The sequence below is a fragment of the Pseudomonas sp. 3-2 genome, from assembly GCF_019710535.1.
In the GTDB taxonomy this organism is placed as follows: domain Bacteria; phylum Pseudomonadota; class Gammaproteobacteria; order Pseudomonadales; family Pseudomonadaceae; genus Aquipseudomonas; species Aquipseudomonas pharyngis.
On sequence record NZ_CP081200.1, the window covers coordinates 2,185,931 to 2,204,085 of the forward strand.

18 protein-coding genes and 5 tRNA genes are annotated in these 18,155 nt (G+C 60.2%); 15 read left to right on the forward strand and 8 right to left on the reverse strand.

The genetic code is table 11. The features are described from left to right. Positions 1 to 2 precede the first annotated feature (2 nt). Entirely contained in the window at positions 3 to 590 is a 588-nt protein-coding gene (locus tag K3819_RS09885; protein WP_221399134.1) for a GNAT family N-acetyltransferase, read from the reverse strand. 118 nt (positions 591 to 708) lie between these two features. Between K3819_RS09885 and xth the strand changes: the two genes are divergently transcribed. Together xth and K3819_RS09895 are read left to right on the forward strand one after the other, a co-directional pair. Next, complete coding sequence (gene xth / locus K3819_RS09890; RefSeq protein ID WP_085612840.1) at positions 709 to 1,503, forward strand: exodeoxyribonuclease III; 795 nt, start codon at positions 709 to 711, stop codon at positions 1,501 to 1,503. 100 nt (positions 1,504 to 1,603) lie between these two features. Next, positions 1,604 to 2,431: an arylamine N-acetyltransferase gene (locus K3819_RS09895; protein ID WP_221399135.1), complete on the forward strand. Its 828-nt coding sequence runs from the start codon at positions 1,604 to 1,606 to the stop codon at positions 2,429 to 2,431. A 3-nt stretch (positions 2,432 to 2,434) separates the two neighbouring features. Here K3819_RS09895 and K3819_RS09900 read toward each other — a convergent pair whose 3' ends face one another. Next, entirely contained in the window at positions 2,435 to 2,764 is a 330-nt protein-coding gene (locus K3819_RS09900; protein ID WP_221399136.1) for a BrnA antitoxin family protein, read from the reverse strand. Beyond that, positions 2,761 to 3,051: a BrnT family toxin gene (locus K3819_RS09905; RefSeq protein ID WP_221399137.1), complete on the reverse strand. Its 291-nt coding sequence runs from the start codon at positions 3,049 to 3,051 to the stop codon at positions 2,761 to 2,763. Before K3819_RS09905 ends, K3819_RS09900 begins: the two co-directional genes overlap by 4 nt. A 253-nt stretch (positions 3,052 to 3,304) precedes the next feature. Here K3819_RS09905 and K3819_RS09910 point away from each other — a divergent pair, with 253 nt between their 5' ends. Beyond that, entirely contained in the window at positions 3,305 to 4,825 is a 1,521-nt protein-coding gene (locus tag K3819_RS09910) for a nucleobase:cation symporter-2 family protein (RefSeq protein WP_085612833.1), read from the forward strand. 123 nt (positions 4,826 to 4,948) lie between these two features. Here K3819_RS09910 and K3819_RS09915 read toward each other — a convergent pair. Continuing rightward, positions 4,949 to 5,024, reverse strand: a tRNA-Asn gene (locus K3819_RS09915). Between the two features lie 228 nt (positions 5,025 to 5,252). On the opposite strand from K3819_RS09915, the gene K3819_RS09920 reads away from it, so the two are divergent. After that, positions 5,253 to 5,483 (forward strand): hypothetical protein, encoded by a 231-nt coding sequence (locus K3819_RS09920; RefSeq protein ID WP_039770137.1) that lies wholly within the window; start codon positions 5,253 to 5,255, stop codon positions 5,481 to 5,483. Here the strand turns inward: K3819_RS09920 and K3819_RS09925 are convergent. After that, the gene (locus K3819_RS09925) at positions 5,480 to 5,680 is read right to left on the reverse strand and encodes a hypothetical protein (protein WP_007956421.1); all 201 of its coding nucleotides are present in this window, start codon (positions 5,678 to 5,680) and stop codon (positions 5,480 to 5,482) included. The two genes, K3819_RS09920 and K3819_RS09925, sit on opposite strands and share 4 nt — an antisense overlap. Before the next feature lie 112 nt (positions 5,681 to 5,792). Continuing rightward, positions 5,793 to 6,989 carry an amino acid aminotransferase gene (locus tag K3819_RS09930; RefSeq protein WP_085612831.1) on the reverse strand — a complete coding sequence of 399 codons (1,197 nt, stop codon included), beginning with the start codon at positions 6,987 to 6,989 and terminating at the stop codon, positions 5,793 to 5,795. A 336-nt stretch (positions 6,990 to 7,325) separates the two neighbouring features. Here K3819_RS09930 and uvrB point away from each other — a divergent pair, with 336 nt between their 5' ends. Continuing rightward, complete coding sequence (gene uvrB / locus K3819_RS09935; protein WP_221399138.1) at positions 7,326 to 9,341, forward strand: excinuclease ABC subunit UvrB; 2,016 nt, start codon at positions 7,326 to 7,328, stop codon at positions 9,339 to 9,341. A 60-nt stretch (positions 9,342 to 9,401) separates the two neighbouring features. Here uvrB and K3819_RS09940 read toward each other — a convergent pair whose 3' ends face one another. Together K3819_RS09940 and K3819_RS09945 are read right to left on the reverse strand one after the other, a co-directional pair. Beyond that, the gene (locus K3819_RS09940; RefSeq protein WP_221399672.1) at positions 9,402 to 10,892 is read right to left on the reverse strand and encodes an MDR family MFS transporter; all 1,491 of its coding nucleotides are present in this window, start codon (positions 10,890 to 10,892) and stop codon (positions 9,402 to 9,404) included. Positions 10,893 to 10,941: 49 nt separating this feature from the next. Beyond that, entirely contained in the window at positions 10,942 to 11,991 is a 1,050-nt protein-coding gene (locus K3819_RS09945) for an HlyD family secretion protein (RefSeq protein WP_064594815.1), read from the reverse strand. A gap of 230 nt (positions 11,992 to 12,221) precedes the next feature. Here K3819_RS09945 and gltX point away from each other — a divergent pair, with 230 nt between their 5' ends. The 10 genes from gltX to K3819_RS09995 all read left to right on the forward strand — a co-directional run bounded on the left by gltX (position 12,222) and on the right by K3819_RS09995 (position 18,078). After that, positions 12,222 to 13,703 (forward strand): glutamate--tRNA ligase, encoded by a 1,482-nt coding sequence (gene gltX / locus K3819_RS09950; protein WP_007956429.1) that lies wholly within the window; start codon positions 12,222 to 12,224, stop codon positions 13,701 to 13,703. Between the two features lie 202 nt (positions 13,704 to 13,905). Then, a tRNA-Ala gene (locus K3819_RS09955) sits at positions 13,906 to 13,981 on the forward strand. Between the two features lie 79 nt (positions 13,982 to 14,060). Further along, a tRNA-Glu gene (locus K3819_RS09960) sits at positions 14,061 to 14,136 on the forward strand. Positions 14,137 to 14,189: 53 nt separating this feature from the next. Continuing rightward, a tRNA-Ala gene (locus tag K3819_RS09965) sits at positions 14,190 to 14,265 on the forward strand. Between the two features lie 78 nt (positions 14,266 to 14,343). After that, positions 14,344 to 14,419, forward strand: a tRNA-Glu gene (locus K3819_RS09970). A 183-nt stretch (positions 14,420 to 14,602) separates the two neighbouring features. Continuing rightward, positions 14,603 to 15,142 carry a TetR/AcrR family transcriptional regulator gene (locus K3819_RS09975; protein WP_039770145.1) on the forward strand — a complete coding sequence of 180 codons (540 nt, stop codon included), beginning with the start codon at positions 14,603 to 14,605 and terminating at the stop codon, positions 15,140 to 15,142. Positions 15,143 to 15,172: 30 nt separating this feature from the next. Next, the gene (locus K3819_RS09980; RefSeq protein ID WP_085612829.1) at positions 15,173 to 16,006 is read left to right on the forward strand and encodes an alpha/beta fold hydrolase; all 834 of its coding nucleotides are present in this window, start codon (positions 15,173 to 15,175) and stop codon (positions 16,004 to 16,006) included. A gap of 47 nt (positions 16,007 to 16,053) precedes the next feature. Beyond that, positions 16,054 to 16,515: a thioesterase family protein gene (locus K3819_RS09985; RefSeq protein WP_011333342.1), complete on the forward strand. Its 462-nt coding sequence runs from the start codon at positions 16,054 to 16,056 to the stop codon at positions 16,513 to 16,515. 35 nt (positions 16,516 to 16,550) lie between these two features. Then, positions 16,551 to 17,510: a tRNA-dihydrouridine synthase gene (locus K3819_RS09990; RefSeq protein WP_085648997.1), complete on the forward strand. Its 960-nt coding sequence runs from the start codon at positions 16,551 to 16,553 to the stop codon at positions 17,508 to 17,510. 121 nt (positions 17,511 to 17,631) lie between these two features. Then, entirely contained in the window at positions 17,632 to 18,078 is a 447-nt protein-coding gene (locus K3819_RS09995; protein WP_063429319.1) for an Hsp20 family protein, read from the forward strand. The last annotated feature ends 77 nt before the right edge of the window (positions 18,079 to 18,155 follow it).

An 18,155-nucleotide genomic window follows, 5' to 3' on the forward strand; every position in this document is an offset into this window, starting at 1 on the left:
CTTCAGCGCAGGCCGTAATCCGCCAGTTTGCGTTCCAGGTTCAGGCGCACCTGCGGCCATTCGTCATCGATGATGCTGAAGCGCACCGAGTTGCGCTTGCGGCCGTCCGGCATGATGCGTTCGTGGCGGACGATGCCTTCCTGCTGCGCGCCGAGCCGCAGGATCGCGTTGCGCGACTTCTGGTTGTTTTCGTCGGTGGTGAACTGCACCCGAACACAATCGAGTACTTCGAAGGCGTGGCGCAGCATCAGGTACTTGGCCTCGGTGTTGACGAAGGTCTTCTGAAAACGTGCCGAAATCCAGCTGCTGCCGATCTCCAGCTTGCGGTTGAGCGGGTCGATTTTCCAGAACCGGGTCGAGCCGATCAGCTCGCCGGTTTCCTTCAATACGATGACAAACGGCATGACCGTCCCGGCCTCACGGCCGTCGAGGGCCTTCTTCAGGTAAGCGTCGACGGTGGTCGCCGACGGCACCACGGTGACCGTGAGGTTCCACAGTTCACCGTCGGCGGCAGCGCGGAGCAGGGCATCGGCGTCGGCGTATTGAAGCGGGCGCAGGATGATGCCCTGGCCTTGCAGCGTGGTTTGCATGAGCGGGTTCTCGGCGAATCGGGCGAGGGCCCATTACGCCGCACGGGAAGGATCCGACGCAACCGTCGCAGTGGGCGGATGTCAGAGTTTTTATCGGTCAATGGCAGGAACCCCGACGATGAAAAAAATGCGCATTGCCACGTTCAACGTCAACGGCCTGCGGGCCCGACTGCCAAACCTGCTGGAATGGCTCAGGCGCGAGCAGCCGGACATCGCCTGTTTGCAGGAGCTGAAACTGGTGGACAGCGCGTTTCCCGCCGCCGATCTGGAGGCCGCCGGCTACGGCGCCATCTGGCACGGTCAGGCTTCATGGAACGGCGTGGCGATTCTTGCCCGCGATGCGCAACCGCTGGAGAGCCGGCGCGGTTTGCCCGGCGATCCCGACGATAAACACAGCCGCTACCTCGAAGCGGCGGTGCACGGGGTGTTGGTGGGATGCCTGTACCTGCCCAATGGCAATCCGCAACCGGGGCCGAAGTTCGACTACAAACTGGCCTGGTTCGAGCGCCTGATCAAATACGCCAAGGATCTGCAAAGCAGCGATCACCCGGTGGTGCTGGCCGGCGATTACAACGTGGTGCCCACCGATCTGGATATCTACAACACCCGTTCCTGGCTCAAGGATGCGTTGTTGCAACCGGAGAGCCGCGAGTGCTATCAGCGTCTGCTGGATCAGGGCTGGACGGACTCTTTGCGGCATCTGTATCCCGAAGATCGGCTGTACACCTTCTGGGACTATTTCCGCCAGCACTGGCAGAAGAACTCCGGGCTGCGGATCGACCATCTGCTGCTCAATCCAAAGCTGAGCCCTTATCTGCACGAGGCCGGTGTGGATGCCTGGGTGCGCAACGAACCGCATGCCAGTGATCACGCACCGACGTGGATTCGCATCGATTCGCGTAAAAGACGCTAGCCGGTGATTGGTTAATTCAATTGTCGATTCGAGGCCCGGATCCCGTATACATGGCGACCATCGGCGGAACGATCCGCGCCCCATGCAAAAGGACCCAGCCATGAGCGAGCCACGCCTGACGAATCTGAAACAGTATCTGCAACGCCTGGGATTCGATACGCCCCCGGCACCGACCCTCGAAACCCTGCGCCTGTTGCAACTGCGCCATACCGGCGCCTTTGCTTTCGAAAACTTGTCGACGCTGAGTGGCGAACCTGTGCTGATCGATCTGCCCTCCATTGAGCGCAAGGTCCTGAACGACGCCCGTGGCGGTTACTGCTACGAGCTGAACAACCTGTTTCTGGCCTTGTTGCTGGAGCTGGGGTTCGATGCGCGGGGCATCAGCGGGCGCGTGGTCATGAATCAGCCCGAGGGCAGCTGGACGGCGCGCACCCACCGCTTGAGCCTGGTGACCATTGACGACGTGCGCTACATCACCGACGTCGGCTTCGGCGGCATGGTGCCGACCGCGCCACTGGTGCTGGATACCGACGCCGAGCAATCCACGCCTCACGAACCGTATCGCATCGAAGTGCAGGCCGATGGCTACATGCTACGGGCCAAAGTCGCCGGCGAATGGCGGCCGATGTACCTGTTCGACCTGCAGCGCCAGGAAGACATCGATTACACCCTCGGCAACTGGTACGTCTCGACCCACCCGGACTCACCATTCGCCCAGCGCCTGATGGTGGCGCGTACCGGCGACGGCTGGCGGCGTACGCTGAACAACGGCAGTTTCGCCATTCACCGCATCGGCGCCGAGAGCGAGCGGCGCGAAGTGACAGATGTCGATGAACTGATCGAATTGCTGGAACGGGAATTTGGCCTGCACTTGCCGCACCAGCCCGGTGCACGAGAGGCTCTGGCGCGCTTGATTCAGCCAGTTTGAACGCTACGGTTTGACGTCCGGTTCCAGCACCCGCCGGATCTCGTTCACGGCCGCCGACAGTTTTTTCTCAAGGCTCTTGAGGTCGGTGGCGGTGATGCCTTGCTTGAATTGCCCGCTGGAATGTTCGAGTTCCTCGGTTGCGTCACGGCTGTTAAGCAATGCGTGGCGCAGGGTGTTGTTGATTACCGTCTGATAGCCAAACCCTTCCTCTTCGGCGACCGCACGTGCCGCTTCGATGACCGCATCATCAAGCATGATGGTGATGCGCGTTTTGCCCTTGGTGGGCGCCAATGCGCCGCGTTTGCCCTGAGAGAAGTCGTACTCGTCTTTCATCGGTCAGCCTCCAGAAAATATTCGCGACGTTCACTCGGTGTAGCGACACGTGCGGAAATGATTCGAACGAAATTCGGTTCGCGGTAACTGTACGCAACAACCAACAAACGTCCTTTGCCGTCGTTGCCGAGTGTGATCCAGCGTTGCTCGTCATAGTCGTTGTCTTCAATGGTCAGTGCTCGGTCGTCGTAGAAGACCGGTTCGGCCTCGGCGAGGCTGATCCCTCTGTGCTTGAGTTTGTTGGCAGCATTCTTGCTTTTGTCGAACTGAATCTTGAATGACTTCATTATGCATACTTTATATGTATAAAAAAGAGTGCGGCCGCGCCGTCGGTCGCCGTGAACACTTCAGCCTAGGCGGATAAAGCGTGGACTCGATTGGGGATGTGTTGCCGAATTTGTGGGATGAAAGCAGCGGGATAGAAGGTTGGGTGGCTAGCTAACCATTATGTGACTGACAAGTTGTATACAAGTCTATGGACATTTGTCCTGACTCTTGCATACAGTGTGTGCATAACAAAAACCAGGGAACTCCCCCACCATGAAAACGCCCCATGTTTCACACCAACGGCCCGAGGACGAGAATCTCGGGGTCGGCGCGAATATGGCTTACGGCCTGCAACACGTTCTGACCATGTATGGCGGTATCGTCGCGGTGCCACTGATCATCGGTCAGGCCGCGGGGCTTTCGCCGGCGGACATCGGTCTGTTGATTGCTGCTTCATTGTTTGCGGGGGGACTGGCCACGTTGCTGCAAACCCTGGGTTTACCGTTTTTCGGCTGTCAGTTGCCGCTGGTGCAGGGCGTGTCGTTCTCTGGCGTTGCCACCATGGTGGCGATTGTCAGCAGTGGCGGGGAGGGCGGCTTCCAGTCGGTGCTCGGCGCAGTGATAGCCGCGTCGTTGATCGGTTTGCTGATCACGCCGGTGTTCTCGCGAATCACCAAGTTCTTCCCGCCGCTGGTAACCGGCATTGTGATCACCACCATCGGCCTGACGCTGATGCCAGTGGCCGCACGTTGGGCCATGGGCGGCAACAGTCACGCCCCTGATTTCGGCAGCATGCAGAACATCGGTCTGGCGGCGGTCACGCTGGTGCTGGTGTTGCTGCTGAGCAAGGTCGGCAGCTCGACCATCTCGCGTCTGTCGATCCTGTTGGCCATGGTGATCGGCACGGTGCTGGCGGTGTTCCTCGGCATGGCGGACTTCTCCAGCGTCACCCAGGGCCCGATGTTCGGCTTCCCGACGCCGTTCCATTTCGGCATGCCGACCTTCCACTTCGCTGCGATCCTGTCGATGTGCATCGTGGTCATGGTGACTCTGGTGGAAACCTCGGCGGACATCCTGGCGGTCGGTGAAATCATCGGCACCAAGGTCGACTCCAAGCGTCTGGGCAACGGCCTGCGGGCGGACATGCTATCGAGCATGTTTGCACCGATCTTCGGCTCGTTCACCCAAAGCGCCTTCGCCCAGAACGTCGGGCTGGTGGCGGTGACCGGGATCAAGAGCCGCTATGTGGTGGCGACCGGCGGTATCTTCCTGGTGGTCCTCGGCCTGCTGCCGTTCATGGGCCGGGTCATCGCAGCCGTGCCGACCTCGGTACTCGGCGGCGCCGGTATCGTGCTGTTCGGCACCGTGGCGGCGAGTGGCATCCGCACGCTGTCCAAGGTCGATTACCGCAACAACGTCAACCTGATCATCGTCGCCACCTCGATCGGTTTCGGCATGATCCCGATTGCCGCACCGAACTTCTATGATCACTTCCCAAGTTGGTTCGCGACCATTTTCCATTCGGGCATCAGCTCGTCGGCGATCATGGCGATCCTGCTGAACCTGGCGTTCAACCACTTCACAGCGGGTAACTCGGATCAGCAGTCGGTGTTTGCGGCGGCAGAAGAGCGGACCCTGCGTTATCGCGATCTGGCAGCGCTGCGTGAAGGCGACTACTTCAGCGACGGCAAGCTGCATGACTGCGACGGCAATGAAGTGCCGGTGATCGATCCGGATGCGGATCACGGTCATGGCGTACCGAAGGCACATGCCAAGAGCAGCGAGCACGTCTGACCGTTGTAGTTGAATGAAAAGGGCCGATCAGCTGGAAAACTGATCGGCCCTTTTTCTATGTCGCCGTTTTTTTCAGCGCCCACTAAAAAGCCCCTGAATCTTTCGATTCAGGGGCTCTGTATTTGGCTCCACAACCTGGACTCGAACCAGGGACCCAGTGATTAACAGTCACTTGCTCTACCAACTGAGCTATTGCGGAATTGGTGCGTATGTTACTGATTTAAAAAGACTAGTCAAGCGCGAGATGTAAATTTGTTGGAAAGGTCAGGACGGGCGGCGGTTTATCGGCGATTGGCGGTTACCAGAACTCCACCAGAGGTCTACCATGGCCGCCCGGAAGTGGTCACACGCGCTGCCGGCCATTCGCCGAAAAGGTACGCGCCATGAATAGTCCCATCCTCACCCATTGTCCTGTCGAGGTGTTCGCATGAGCACCGCGCAAATCAGCCTGCCCAAAGGCGTTGGCCCACATGCCGAAAAGCTTTACGACGCGATCACTCAGGCCGGTACGGCTGAAGAGCTGAACCGCGCAGGCGGCAAGGCCGAAGGTTTTGTCCTCGGCCTGGAAAGCACCAAGGCCATCAAGAGCCAGATCGCCGAATCGCTCTACGTCGTTTATGACGATGCGGCGACTCAGCGTGCAGCGGAACTGGCTTAACCGCCGAACGTGAAGGTGCCGAGCATCAGTTTGGCGTACAGCATCGTCGCACCCAGTTGCACCAGCCACAGCGCCAGCCCGCCGAGAAACACCCCGGCCGCGACTTGCAGCACCAGGTTGTTGCCGCGTTTGGCCGGGGCGCGGGGGATGAAGTCATCCAGATCGTCGCGGTCAGCGCGCAGGTCATCGTTTTTCATGTCGTCTCTCTGAAATATCGTTTGGGTGCAGTCTAGAGGGTGTAGCGGCTTTTCTTCAGACAAATAAAAAACGGGAAGCGCGAAGGCTTCCCGTTTTCAGTGCGGCGCCGGATCAGATGACCTGAACGATGGCGTCCGTCACGGCTTCGATGTTGCTCTGGTTCAGCGCAGCGACGCAGATGCGGCCGGTGTCCAGGGCGTAGATGCCGAACTCGTTACGCAGGCGATGAACCTGTTCGGTGGTCAGGCCGGAGTAAGAGAACATGCCGCGCTGACGACCGACGAAGCTGAAGTCACGCTGCGGGGCTTTCTTGGCCAGCAGAGCAACCATCTGCTCGCGCATGCCGCGAATGCGCAGGCGCATTTCAGCCAGTTCGGCTTCCCACTGAGCGCGCAGTTCCGGGCTGTTCAGCACCGCGGCAACGATGCTTGCGCCATGGGTCGGCGGGTTGGAGTAGTTGGTGCGGATCACGCGTTTGACTTGCGACAGGACGCGGGCGCTTTCTTCTTTCGATTCGCTGATGATCGACAGCGCACCGACGCGCTCGCCGTACAGCGAGAACGACTTGGAGAACGAGCTCGAGACGAAGAAGGTCAGGCCGGATTCAGCGAACAGACGCACGGCAGCGGCGTCTTCGGCGATGCCGTCACCGAAACCCTGGTAAGCCATGTCGAGGAACGGCACGTGACCTTTGGCCTTGACCGCTTCCAGCACGTTGTTCCAGTCCGTCGGGCTCAGGTCGACGCCGGTCGGGTTGTGGCAGCAGGCGTGCAGCACGACGATCGAGCCATTCGGCAGGGCGTTGAGGTCTTCGAGCAGGCCGGCACGGTTCACGTCGTGGGTGGCGGCGTCGTAGTAGCGGTAGTTCTGCACCGGGAAACCGGCGGTTTCGAACAGCGCGCGGTGGTTTTCCCAGCTCGGGTCGCTGATGGCCACAACGGCATTTGGCAGCAGTTGCTTGAGGAAGTCGGCACCGATTTTCAGTGCACCGGTCCCGCCGACGGCCTGGGTGGTGACAACGCGGCCAGCCGCCAGCAGTGGCGAATCATTGCCGAACAGCAGCTTTTGCACGGCCTGGTCGTAGGCCGCGATGCCGTCGATCGGCAGGTAGCCACGGGAGGCATGCTGAGCGGCGCGAAGGGTTTCGGCTTCGATGACGGCGCGCAGGAGTGGAATTCGCCCCTCTTCGTTGCAGTACACACCCACCCCGAGGTTGACCTTATTGGTCCGGGTATCGGCGTTGAATGCTTCGTTGAGGCCCAGGATTGGATCGCGGGGTGCCATTTCGACAGCGGAGAACAGGCTCATTTTTACGGCAGCTCTAATGGAGAGTGGAGGGACGTGTGGCGCTCCAGCCGAATGCACTAGAGCGGTGCACAAACGGGGAGCTAGTATAGAGGCCATCATCGATCAATGGCGACAGGCGAATCGGCTTTTAAGGTAAGTTTTTCCGATTATTTCTCGACCGTTAGTCGAATGGACTTGTCGGAGACTTTACCGGATGTAGGACGTTTGCCTTGAAAGGCGAGGCAATCGGCTCCACATTCAGCACAATCTTCGTTTTTTCTTGCGCGACATCGGTCGTTTGCGGTCATTCTCATGGTGCTGCGGTTCGCCAGCAGTGTCGTGATTCCAGAGGTGTTTATGTCTGAATTCCAGCTCGTCACCCGATTCGACCCTGCCGGCGATCAGCCTGAAGCCATTCGCCTGATGGTCGAAGGCATCGAAGCCGGGCTGTCGCACCAGACGCTGCTCGGGGTGACCGGGTCGGGCAAGACCTTCAGCATCGCCAACGTCATCGCCCAGGTGCAGCGCCCGACCCTGGTGCTGGCGCCGAACAAGACGCTGGCCGCGCAGTTGTACGGCGAGTTCAAGTCGTTCTTCCCGAACAACGCCGTCGAATACTTCGTTTCCTACTACGACTACTACCAGCCCGAAGCCTATGTGCCGTCGTCCGACACCTTTATCGAGAAGGATGCGTCGATCAACGACCATATCGAGCAGATGCGTCTGTCGGCGACCAAGGCGTTGCTGGAGCGCAAGGACGCGATCATCGTCACCACGGTGTCGTGCATCTACGGTCTGGGCAGCCCGGAAACCTATTTGAAAATGGTCTTGCACGTCGATCGCGGCGACAAGCTCGACCAGCGTGCGCTGGTGCGGCGCCTGGCCGACCTGCAATACACCCGCAACGACATGGATTTCGCCCGGGCGACCTTCCGCGTGCGCGGCGATGTGATCGACATCTACCCGGCGGAATCCGACCTCGAAGCGATCCGCATCGAGTTGTTCGATGACGAAGTGGAGAGCATATCCGCGTTCGACCCGCTGACCGGCGAGGTCATCCGCAAGCTGCCGCGCTTCACCTTCTATCCGAAAAGCCACTACGTGACGCCTCGGGAAACCCTGCTCGACGCCATCGAGGGGATCAAGGTCGAGTTGCAGGAGCGCCTGGAGTATCTGCGCAACAACAACAAACTGGTGGAAGCCCAGCGCCTGGAACAGCGCACCCGATTCGACCTGGAGATGATCCTCGAACTCGGTTATTGCAACGGCATCGAAAACTACTCGCGCTATCTGTCGGTGCGTCCGGCCGGTGCGGCGCCGCCGACGCTCTACGATTACCTGCCAGCCGACGCCTTGCTGGTGATCGACGAATCCCACGTCAGCGTGCCGCAGGTCGGCGCGATGTATAAGGGCGACCGCTCGCGTAAAGAGACCCTGGTGGAATACGGCTTCCGCCTGCCATCGGCGCTGGACAACCGGCCGATGCGCTTCGACGAGTGGGAAGGGGTCAGCCCGCAGACGATTTTCGTCTCGGCCACGCCCGGCAACTACGAAGCCGAACACGCCGGCCGGGTGATCGAACAGGTTGTGCGCCCGACCGGTCTGGTCGACCCGCAGGTTGAAGTGCGCCCGGCGCTGACCCAGGTCGACGATCTGCTCTCGGAAATCACCAAGCGCGTCGCGGTAGAGGAGCGAGTGCTGGTCACCACGCTGACCAAGCGCATGGCCGAAGATCTGACCGATTACCTGGCCGATCACGGCGTGCGTGTGCGTTATCTGCACTCGGACATCGACACCGTCGAGCGGGTGGAAATCATCCGCGACCTGCGTCTGGGTACTTTTGATGTGCTGGTGGGGATCAACCTGCTGCGTGAAGGTCTGGACATGCCGGAAGTGTCGCTGGTGGCGATTCTCGACGCGGACAAGGAAGGTTTCCTGCGTTCCGAGCGGTCGCTGATCCAGACCATCGGCCGGGCGGCGCGTAACCTCAATGGCCGGGCGATTCTCTACGCGGATCGCATCACCGGTTCGATGGAGCGGGCCATCGGCGAAACCGAGCGTCGTCGCGACAAGCAGATCGCCTTCAACCTGGCCAACGGCATCACGCCGAAGGGCGTGTTCAAGGACGTCGCTGACATCATGGAAGGCGCCACCGTGCCCGGTTCGCGCAGCAAGAAGCGCAAAGGCATGGCCAAGGCCGCCGAAGAAAACGCCAAGTACGAAGCCGAACTGCGCTCACCGAGCGAGATCACCAAGCGCATCCGTCAACTGGAAGAGAAGATGTATCAGCTGGCCCGCGACCTGGAATTCGAAGCCGCGGCGCAGATGCGCGACGAAATCGCCAAGCTGCGTGAGCGGCTGTTGGCCGTTTAACGGATCGTTCCCACGCTCTGCGTGGGAATGCAGCCCTGGACGCTCTGCGTCCGCTCAAGGTTAATGTGCCTCGCCGGCCTTCAGGCCGGCAGGCAGTTTCTTGGTCAGCAAAATCGCCAACATGCTGATCCCCAGCGCAATCCCGACAAAGTGAAACGCATCGTTGTAGGCCATGATCAGCGCCTGCTGATGGACGATTTCGCTCAATTTTCCCAGCGCCGCCGTGTCACTGCCAAAGCGATCGGTCATCGACGCCAGGCGTTCGGCCACCTGCGGGTTGGTCGGCACCACCGCTTCACGCAGGTAATCGAAGTAGGTCTTGGTGCGCGCGTCCAGCAGCGTCGCGAGCAGGGCGATGCCAATGGCGCCGCCGAGGTTACGCAAAATGTTGAACAGGCTCGACGCCGAGCCCGCGTCCTGCGGCAGGATGTACGCCGTGGCGATCAGCGAAATGGTCACCATGATCAGCGGCTGGCCCAGCGCGCGGATGATCTGGATCTGGTTGAACTGCGGCCCGGCGAAATCCGGGTTGAGCACCCCGGATGAAAAACTCGCCAGCCCGAACAGCCCGAAACCGATCGTGCACAGCCATTTCGGCGAGACGAATTTCATCAGTTTCGGCACCAGCGGAATCAGAAACAGCTGCGGCACGCCCATCCACATGATCACTTCGCCGATCTGCAGGGCGTTGTAGTTCTGGATCTGCGCCAAATAGAGCGGCAGCAGATAGATCGAACCGTACAGCCCAACGCCCATGCCGAGGCTGGAAATACTCGACAGCCCGAAATTGCGATTGCGCAGAATGTCGAGGTTGATCAGCGGATTGGGCTTGGAAATCTGCACGATCACAAAGGTGATCAGGCTCAGCAGGGCGATGCTGCCCAACGTCACGATCAGGCTCGACTCGAGCCAGTCCTTGCGATGGCCTTCCTCAAGAAAAACCTGCAGGCAACCGAGGCCGATACCCAGGGTGAGAATGCCGGTGTAATCGGTGCTTTTCAGCAGCTCCCAGTGCGCTTCTTTCTTCTCCAGCCCGTACATCAGCCCGGCGATCATGATCAGCCCCGGCGGGATGTTGATATAGAAGATGTATTCCCAGCCCCAGTTCTCCGTGAGCCAGCCGCCGAGGGTCGGTCCGATGGACGGGGCGAAGGTAGCGGTCATGGCAAACATCGCCATGCCTTTGGCGCGGTGATGTTCGGGGAGTTTGATCAGGGTCAGGGTGAATGCCAGCGGGATCAGCGCGCCGCCGGTGAAGCCCTGCATGGCGCGAAACACGATCATGCTCTCCAGGCTCCAGGCCATTGAGCACAGCAGCGACGAAATCAGAAACCCCAGCGACACCCACACCGCCAGCCGCCGTGCCGACAGCAACTGCACCAGCCAGGCGGTCAGCGGGATCATGATGATTTCCGCCACCAGATAAGACGTCGAAATCCACGAGCCTTCTTCCAGCGTCGCCGACAGGGCGCCCTGAATATCCTTGAGCGAGGAGTTGGTGATCTGGATGTCGAGCACCGCCATGAAGGCGCCGAGCATTACGCTCATCACCGCGATCCAGTCCCGCCGGGTCGGTTCGCCGACCGGGCGGATCAGTGAATCACCGGCCATTGTCCGGAGCGTCTTTGATGTTCACGGTGGCGGTGACGGACATGCCCGGACGGATCTTGCCGTGCAGCGGGTTATCGGCCTTGAAGGTCAGCTTGACCGGAATCCGCTGCACGACCTTGGTGAAGTTGCCGGTGGCGTTGTCCGGCGGCAACAGGCTGAACTGCGCGCCGGAGGCGGCGAACAGGCTGTCGACCCGGGCCTCGATCGGCGTATCGCCGTAGGCATCGAAAAGCAGCTCGGCTTTCTGGCCCGGCTGCATGTGACCGATTTGGGTTTCCTTGAAATTGGCCTGCACCCAAATGTCTTCGTCCGGAACGATTGAAAGCAGATAGGCGCCGGCCTGCACCACCTGACCATTGCGCGCGGCACGCTGGCCGATCAGGCCGCTGATCGGTGCGTGGATTTCGCTGCGGGTCAGGTTCAGTTCGGCCTGGGCGAGGTCGGCGCGGGCGTTGGCAATCTGCGCATCGAGGCGTTTGATCTCGGCGGTCAGCGCGTTGACCTGCTGGCGCTGGCTCTGGGCATCGGCCTGGGCCTTGGCCACTTGCGAGCGAGCGATGTGGGCGTCGGCGGAGAGGGTGGTGACCCGCTCCTCGGAGACGTAGCCGGGTTTACGCAGGGTTTCTGCCCGCGACAAATCCATCTGCGAGCGCCCGAGGGTGGCTTGTGTGGTTGCCACTTGTGCATCGCTGGCGGCGATCAGGCTCGATTGCTGAGTTAATTTGCTCTGGGCCTGCAGGCGTTCGGCTTCGCGGGTGGCGAGGGCGGCATTGGCGCGATCGACGGCGAGGCGGAAATCATTCGGTTCGAGACGAATCAGCAACTGGCCTTTTTCCACATGCTGGTTGTCCTGCACCAGCACTTCCTCGATGCGTGCGCTCAACTGGCTCGACACGCGGGTGATTTCACCCTGGACATAGGCGTTGTCGGTGCTTTCATAAAAGCGTCCCTTGAAAAACCAATGGGCGAAAAAGCCCCCGGCAATCAGCAGGACCAGCAACAGGAAAATGAACAGACGACGCTTGAGTTGGGCAGGCATGGGCAAACTGTAGTCGAGGAGTTGTAAGGAAAGTTATCAGCAGGCGAATCTGGCACACAGCCGATGAGCGGTAAATGCCGTCTGTTGATATTCGGCCATTCACCACGGCCAACGGGTGTTCCAGACGCAACCTTGGCTTAAATGCCCTGCCCGCTGGAGCGGGGCGGGTGTCGCCTGTTACCATTCGCCGCTTGATCGTTCTTTGCTTTTCATTCTTTTCGAGACATGCCATGACCACCGTCCGCACTCGCATCGCGCCATCGCCTACCGGGGATCCCCACGTAGGTACCGCTTACATCGCACTGTTCAACTACTGCTTTGCCAAGCAGCACGGCGGTGAGTTCATCCTGCGGATCGAAGACACCGATCAGTTGCGTTCGACCCGCGAGTCCGAACAGCAGATCTTCGACGCCCTGCGCTGGCTGGGTATCGACTGGAGCGAAGGCCCGGACGTCGGCGGTCCGCACGGTCCTTACCGTCAGAGCGAGCGCGGCGATATCTACCAGAAGTACTGCCAGCAGCTGGTCGACATGGGCCACGCCTTCCCGTGCTTCTGCACCGCTGAAGAACTGGACCAGATGCGCGCCGAGCAAATGGCTCGCGGCGAAACCCCGCGTTACGACGGCCGCGCGCTGCTGCTGTCCAAGGAAGAAGTCGCCCGTCGCCTGGCTGCCGGCGAGCCGCACGTGATCCGCATGAAGGTGCCGAGTGAAGGCGTCTGCGTGGTGCCGGACATGCTGCGTGGCGATGTCGAGATCCCGTGGGATCGCATGGACATGCAAGTGCTGATGAAGACCGACGGCCTGCCGACGTACTTCCTGGCCAACGTAGTCGACGATCACCTGATGGGCATCACCCACGTGCTGCGCGGCGAAGAATGGCTGCCGTCGGCGCCGAAACTGATCCTGCTTTACGAATACTTCGGCTGGGAACAGCCGGAGCTGTGCTACATGCCGCTGCTGCGTAACCCGGACAAGAGCAAGTTGTCCAAGCGCAAGAACCCGACTTCGGTGACATTCTACGAGCGCATGGGTTTCATGCCTGAGGCGATGCTCAACTACCTGGGCCGCATGGGCTGGTCGATGCCGGACGAGCGCGAGAAGTTCTCGCTGCAGGAAATGGTCGACAACTTCGACCTCAAGCGCGTGTCGCTGGGCGGGCCGATTTTCGACATCGAGAAACTGTCGTGGCTCAACGGCCAGTGGCTGCGTGATCTGCCGGTGGAAGAGTTCGCCGCTCGCGTACAGAAGTGGGCGTTCAATTCCGAATACATGATGAAGATCGCGCCGCACGTTCAGGGCCGTGTCGAAACCTTCAGCCAGGTTGCACCGCTGGCCGGATTCTTCTTCGCCGGTGGCGTGAACCCGGATGCCAAGCTGTTCGAATCGAAAAAGCTGTCGGGCGATCAGGTTCGTCAGTTGATGCAATTGATCCTGTGGAAGCTTGAGAGCCTGCGTCAGTGGGAGAAGGACAGCATCACCGCGACGATTCAGGCGGTGGTCGAATCCCTCGAGCTGAAGCTGCGTGATGCGATGCCGCTGATGTTTGCTGCGATCACAGGGCAGGCGAGTTCGGTGTCGGTGCTCGATGCGATGGAAATCCTCGGGCCGGACCTGACCCGTTTCCGTCTGCGTCAGGCGATTGACCTGCTGGGCGGCGTGTCGAAGAAAGAAAACAAAGAGTGGGAAAAGCTGTTGGGCGCCATCGCCTGATTGCGTTTGACTCTGCAGGACGCGCCGAAGGTCAGGATCTTTTGATCCTGTCCTTCGGTGTTTTCCCCCGAATTTACGGGGGGAGGGCGGTAAGTGATTGTAATGCCGACAAAAAATTTTGAATTTTTTCAAAAATAAGTTTGACAGCCTTTCGATACGCCCTTAAGATTCGCCCCGTCCTCAGCGATGACATCAACGATGAGGGGCTATAGCTCAGCTGGGAGAGCGCTTGCATGGCATGCAAGAGGTCGACGGTTCGATCCCGTCTAGCTCCACCAATTTACACTTCGAAGCCTGGCCACACCGGCTTCGAAGCGATCAACACTCAGCGTTGATCAGTTGTATAGAAGGGTTTGCGTCCCCTTCGTCTAGTGGCCTAGGACACCGCCCTTTCACGGCGGTAACAGGGGTTCGAGTCCCCTAGGGGACGCCAGTTTTACAGAAGCGATGTTGCAAGATGTCGCTCCGCCGAGAGGCGAAAAATCCGGGGCTATAGCTCAGCTGGGAGAGCGCCTGCATGGCATGCAGGAGGTCAGCGGTTCGATCCCGCTTAGCTCCACCAATTTACAGTTCAAGGTCTGGCCACACCGGCCTTGAATCGATCAGTACTCAGCGCTGATCAGTTGTATAGAAGGTTTGTGTCCCCTTCGTCTAGTGGCCTAGGACACCGCCCTTTCACGGCGGTAACAGGGGTTCGAGTCCCCTAGGGGACGCCACGATTACCCGCTCTGCGGGATTTTATAAGGGTCATTCAATTATTGAATGGCCCTTTTGTTTGTCTGGCGTTTGGCCAAATCCTCTTTTTCCTTAACACTGTGCTTCAGACCAGCGGTCACGCGTGTGACTTGCGGAATATTATTATGAGAATAATATTGCTATCGTAATATTCGGAGGCGACGATGAACGACAAGAAAGCTCAAACCCGCGAACGCATTCTCAAGGCCGCCAGTGCTGCACTGATCCAGCGCGGTCCGGCTGAACCGAGCGTGGGCGAAGTGATGGGTGCGGCGGGCCTGACCGTCGGCGGCTTCTATGCCCACTTCGAAAGCAAGGACGCCATGATGCTTGAGGCGTTCAAGCAATTGCTCGGTCGCCGTCGCGACCTGATTGCCGACATGGATAGCGAGCTGACCGGTGAAGAGCGCCGCGCTCTGGTAGCCGCGTTCTATCTGTCGCGCAAGCATCGCGATTCCAGCGATTCGGCGTGCCCGATTCCGGCCTCCATTGGTGAGCTGGGCCGTCTGCCGGAGGCCTTTCGGATCGCGTTGAACGAACACTTGGAATTGATGATTGCGCAGTTGGCCGCAGCGCCGGAAGACACCGACAAAGCGTTAGCCGACGTGGCCTTGATGGTGGGTGGCCTGGCGCTCGCGAGGGCGTTGGGTCCTGGGGATTTATCCGATCGATTGCTGCGCGCCGCCAAGTCGGCGGTGCGTTGACCTGAAGGCTACAAGCCCGGGGAGAGAGCGATGAGCACGTTGAAGTGGGTTCGCGGCGTTAATGGCACCTTGGGCTGGTTCGCACCGAAACTGGTGGCGAGCAAAATGCGGTTGGCGTTCATGACGCCGCGCGTGAATAAACCGAGGGACTGGGAATTGCCGCTGCTGGCGAAATCCGAACGCATCACCTTGCGCTTCGGTCTCTCGGCCCTGCGCTGGGGGCAAGGCCCGACTGTTTTGCTGATGCACGGCTGGGAAGGGCGGCCCACCCAGTTTGCCGCGTTGATCACCGCGCTGGTTGAAGCGGGTTACACCGTTGTCGCGCTTGATGGCCCGGCTCACGGTCGCTCGCCGGGGCGTGAAGCCAACGTGGTCCTGTTCGCTCGAGCGATGCTTGAAGCCGCTGCCGAATTGCCTCCGTTGCAGGCTGTCATCGGTCACTCCATGGGCGGCGCCAGCGCCATGCTGGCGGTGCAATTAGGATTGCGCACCGAAACCCTCGTGAGCATTGCCGCTCCGGCGCGGATTCTCGGGGTGTTGCGCGGGTTTGCCCGTTATGTCGGCATGCCGCCCAGGGCTCGCTCGGCGTTCATTCGTCAGGTCGAACAGGACGTCGGCATGCGCGCCGCCACCCTTGATGTCGCGCACTATCAACTGGATATGCCAGGCCTGATCGTGCATGCCGAGGACGACACCTTCGTTTCGGTCAAGGAATCCCAATTGATCCACGAATCCTGGTTCGACAGTCGCCTGCTGCGCCTGGAAGCCGGCGGCCATCAGCGCGTGCTGGCCGACCCTCGAGTGATTGATGGCGTGTTATCACTGCTGGCCGGGCGCAGCCTTCAGGCGCGGCAATCGGCGTAGTCATCCGTTACACTGCCCCGGTTGAATCATCTGACCGGGAGTAGGGCATGGGCTGGGATCGGGCAACGCCATTTACCATTGATCTGCAAGTGGGCGCCGAGGACATCGACGGGCTGGGCCATGCCAACAACGCGGTCTACGTGACCTGGCTCGAGCGTTGTGCCTGGCGCCACTCGCAGCGCCTGGGCCTGGATCTGGTCGAGTACCGGCGTCTGGATCGGGCGATGGCCGTGGTGCGACACGAAATCGATTACCTGGCCGCCGCCTACGAAGGCGATGAGCTGCAACTGGCGACCTGGATCGTCGATTGGGATCAGCGCCTGAAAATGACCCGTCACTTCCAGCTGATCCGCCCCAGCGACAACGCCACGCTGCTGCGCGCCCAGACCACCTTCGTCTGCATCGAGCTGTCCACCGGCAGGCCCAAGCGCATGCCCGCCGAGTTCATCGAAGGCTACGGCCCGGCCATACAGACGGCGGACATGGGTTTAACCCGCGAAACCCAGTAAACTGCCGCACGTTTTTCCTTGAGTGTGTGTTTCCCATGCAAATTGCTCTGGCGCCGATGGAAGGGTTGGTCGATGACATCCTGCGCGATGTCCTGACCCGTGTCGGCGGTATTGACTGGTGCGTGACCGAGTTCATTCGGGTCAACGACCAGTTGCTGACCCCGGCCTATTTCCACAAGTTCGGCCCTGAACTGCTCAACGGTGCCCGCACCGCTTCCGGCGTGCCACTGCGCGTGCAGTTGCTGGGTTCCGATCCGGTGTGCCTGGCGGAAAACGCGGCGCTGGCCTGCGAGCTGGGCTCCGAAGTGATAGACCTGAACTTCGGTTGCCCGGCCAAGACCGTCAACAAATCCCGCGGGGGTGCGGTACTGCTCAAGGAGCCGGAGTTGCTCAACCGGATCGTCGAGCACGTGCGTCGCGCCGTGCCCGCACACATTCCCGTCACCGCCAAGATGCGCCTGGGGTTCGACAGCCCGGACGGCGCGCTGGTGTGCGCCACGGCGCTGGCCGAGGGCGGCGCCGAGCACATCGTGGTTCACGCCCGGACCAAGGTCGACGGCTATAAGCCGCCGGCGCATTGGGAGTGGATCCCGCGCGTGCAGGACGTGGTCAAGGTGCCGGTGTTCGCCAACGGCGATATCTGGAGCGTCGAAGACTGGCGCCGCTGCCGGGAAATCAGCGGCGTCGAAGACATCATGCTCGGTCGTGGTCTGGTGTCGCGCCCGGATCTGGCCCGTCAGATCGCCGCCGCCCGTGCTGGCGAGGAAGTCGTCGAGATGACCTGGACCGAACTGATGCCACTGATCCAGGACTTCTGGCTGCAAGCCAAAGCGCAAATGACCGCGCGCCAGTCGCCGGGCCGTTTGAAGCAGTGGCTGGCCATGCTGACCCGCAATTACCCTGAGGCCGTCGAGCTGTTTACCGTGCTTCGGCGTGAAACCGAGCCGGATCAAGTCTCGCGTTTACTGGGTTTGCCGGTCGCTGAAGCGGCCTGAAAAAAATCTGCAAATACGCTCTTGAAAACAAAACGCAGGTCCCTATCTAAGGGTTACGCGATGCCGAATTCGGGTCGCGGAGACAAAAAAACTTGCTGATTGTTTTCAGGAGATTTGAATCATGAGTACTGCATTTTCCCTCGCTCCACTGTTCCGTTCCTCGGTGGGTTTCGACCGTTTCAACGACCTGTTCGAAACCGCCCTGCGCAACGAGCCAGGCAGCACCTATCCGCCTTACAACGTGGAAAAACACGGTGACGATCAATACCGCATCGTCGTGGCGGCGGCCGGTTTCCAGGAAGAAGACCTGGAACTGCAAGTCGAAAAAGGCGTGCTGACCATCAGTGGCGGCAAGCGTGATGCCAACGAAGGCGTCACGTTCCTGCACCAGGGCATTGCCCAGCGTGCATTCAAGCTGTCCTTCCGCCTGGCCGATCACATCGAGATCAAGGCTGCCGGTCTGAGCAACGGTCTGTTGAGCATCGACCTGTTGCGCGTGATCCCGGAAGAGGCGAAAGCCAAGCGCATCCCGATCAACGGGGCGCAGAAGCCGGCTCTGCAACACTGAGTCACTTGCAGAAACAAAATCGTCTGAACGGACGATAAGCCGCTGAATGAAGGCCCCGATACGTCGGGGCCTTTTTT

What these genes read in the sequence shown, in the direction of transcription:
- K3819_RS09900 (WP_221399136.1), bottom strand. Translation starts at nt 2,764, where the DNA reads ATGAAAGACGAGTACGACTTCTCTCAGGGCAAACGCGGCGCATTGGCG.
- K3819_RS09895 (WP_221399135.1), top strand. Translation starts at nt 1,604, where the DNA reads ATGAGCGAGCCACGCCTGACGAATCTGAAACAGTATCTGCAACGCCTG.
- K3819_RS09885 (WP_221399134.1), bottom strand. Translation starts at nt 590, where the DNA reads ATGCAAACCACGCTGCAAGGCCAGGGCATCATCCTGCGCCCGCTTCAA.
- gltX (WP_007956429.1), top strand. Translation starts at nt 12,222, where the DNA reads ATGACCACCGTCCGCACTCGCATCGCGCCATCGCCTACCGGGGATCCC.
- K3819_RS09995 (WP_063429319.1), top strand. Translation starts at nt 17,632, where the DNA reads ATGAGTACTGCATTTTCCCTCGCTCCACTGTTCCGTTCCTCGGTGGGT.
- K3819_RS09910 (WP_085612833.1), top strand. Translation starts at nt 3,305, where the DNA reads ATGAAAACGCCCCATGTTTCACACCAACGGCCCGAGGACGAGAATCTC.
- xth (WP_085612840.1), top strand. Translation starts at nt 709, where the DNA reads ATGAAAAAAATGCGCATTGCCACGTTCAACGTCAACGGCCTGCGGGCC.
- K3819_RS09980 (WP_085612829.1), top strand. Translation starts at nt 15,173, where the DNA reads ATGAGCACGTTGAAGTGGGTTCGCGGCGTTAATGGCACCTTGGGCTGG.
- K3819_RS09925 (WP_007956421.1), bottom strand. Translation starts at nt 5,680, where the DNA reads ATGAAAAACGATGACCTGCGCGCTGACCGCGACGATCTGGATGACTTC.
- K3819_RS09945 (WP_064594815.1), bottom strand. Translation starts at nt 11,991, where the DNA reads ATGCCTGCCCAACTCAAGCGTCGTCTGTTCATTTTCCTGTTGCTGGTC.
- uvrB (WP_221399138.1), top strand. Translation starts at nt 7,326, where the DNA reads ATGTCTGAATTCCAGCTCGTCACCCGATTCGACCCTGCCGGCGATCAG.
- K3819_RS09905 (WP_221399137.1), bottom strand. Translation starts at nt 3,051, where the DNA reads ATGAAGTCATTCAAGATTCAGTTCGACAAAAGCAAGAATGCTGCCAAC.
- K3819_RS09975 (WP_039770145.1), top strand. Translation starts at nt 14,603, where the DNA reads ATGAACGACAAGAAAGCTCAAACCCGCGAACGCATTCTCAAGGCCGCC.
- K3819_RS09990 (WP_085648997.1), top strand. Translation starts at nt 16,551, where the DNA reads ATGCAAATTGCTCTGGCGCCGATGGAAGGGTTGGTCGATGACATCCTG.
- K3819_RS09920 (WP_039770137.1), top strand. Translation starts at nt 5,253, where the DNA reads ATGAGCACCGCGCAAATCAGCCTGCCCAAAGGCGTTGGCCCACATGCC.
- K3819_RS09985 (WP_011333342.1), top strand. Translation starts at nt 16,054, where the DNA reads ATGGGCTGGGATCGGGCAACGCCATTTACCATTGATCTGCAAGTGGGC.
- K3819_RS09930 (WP_085612831.1), bottom strand. Translation starts at nt 6,989, where the DNA reads ATGAGCCTGTTCTCCGCTGTCGAAATGGCACCCCGCGATCCAATCCTG.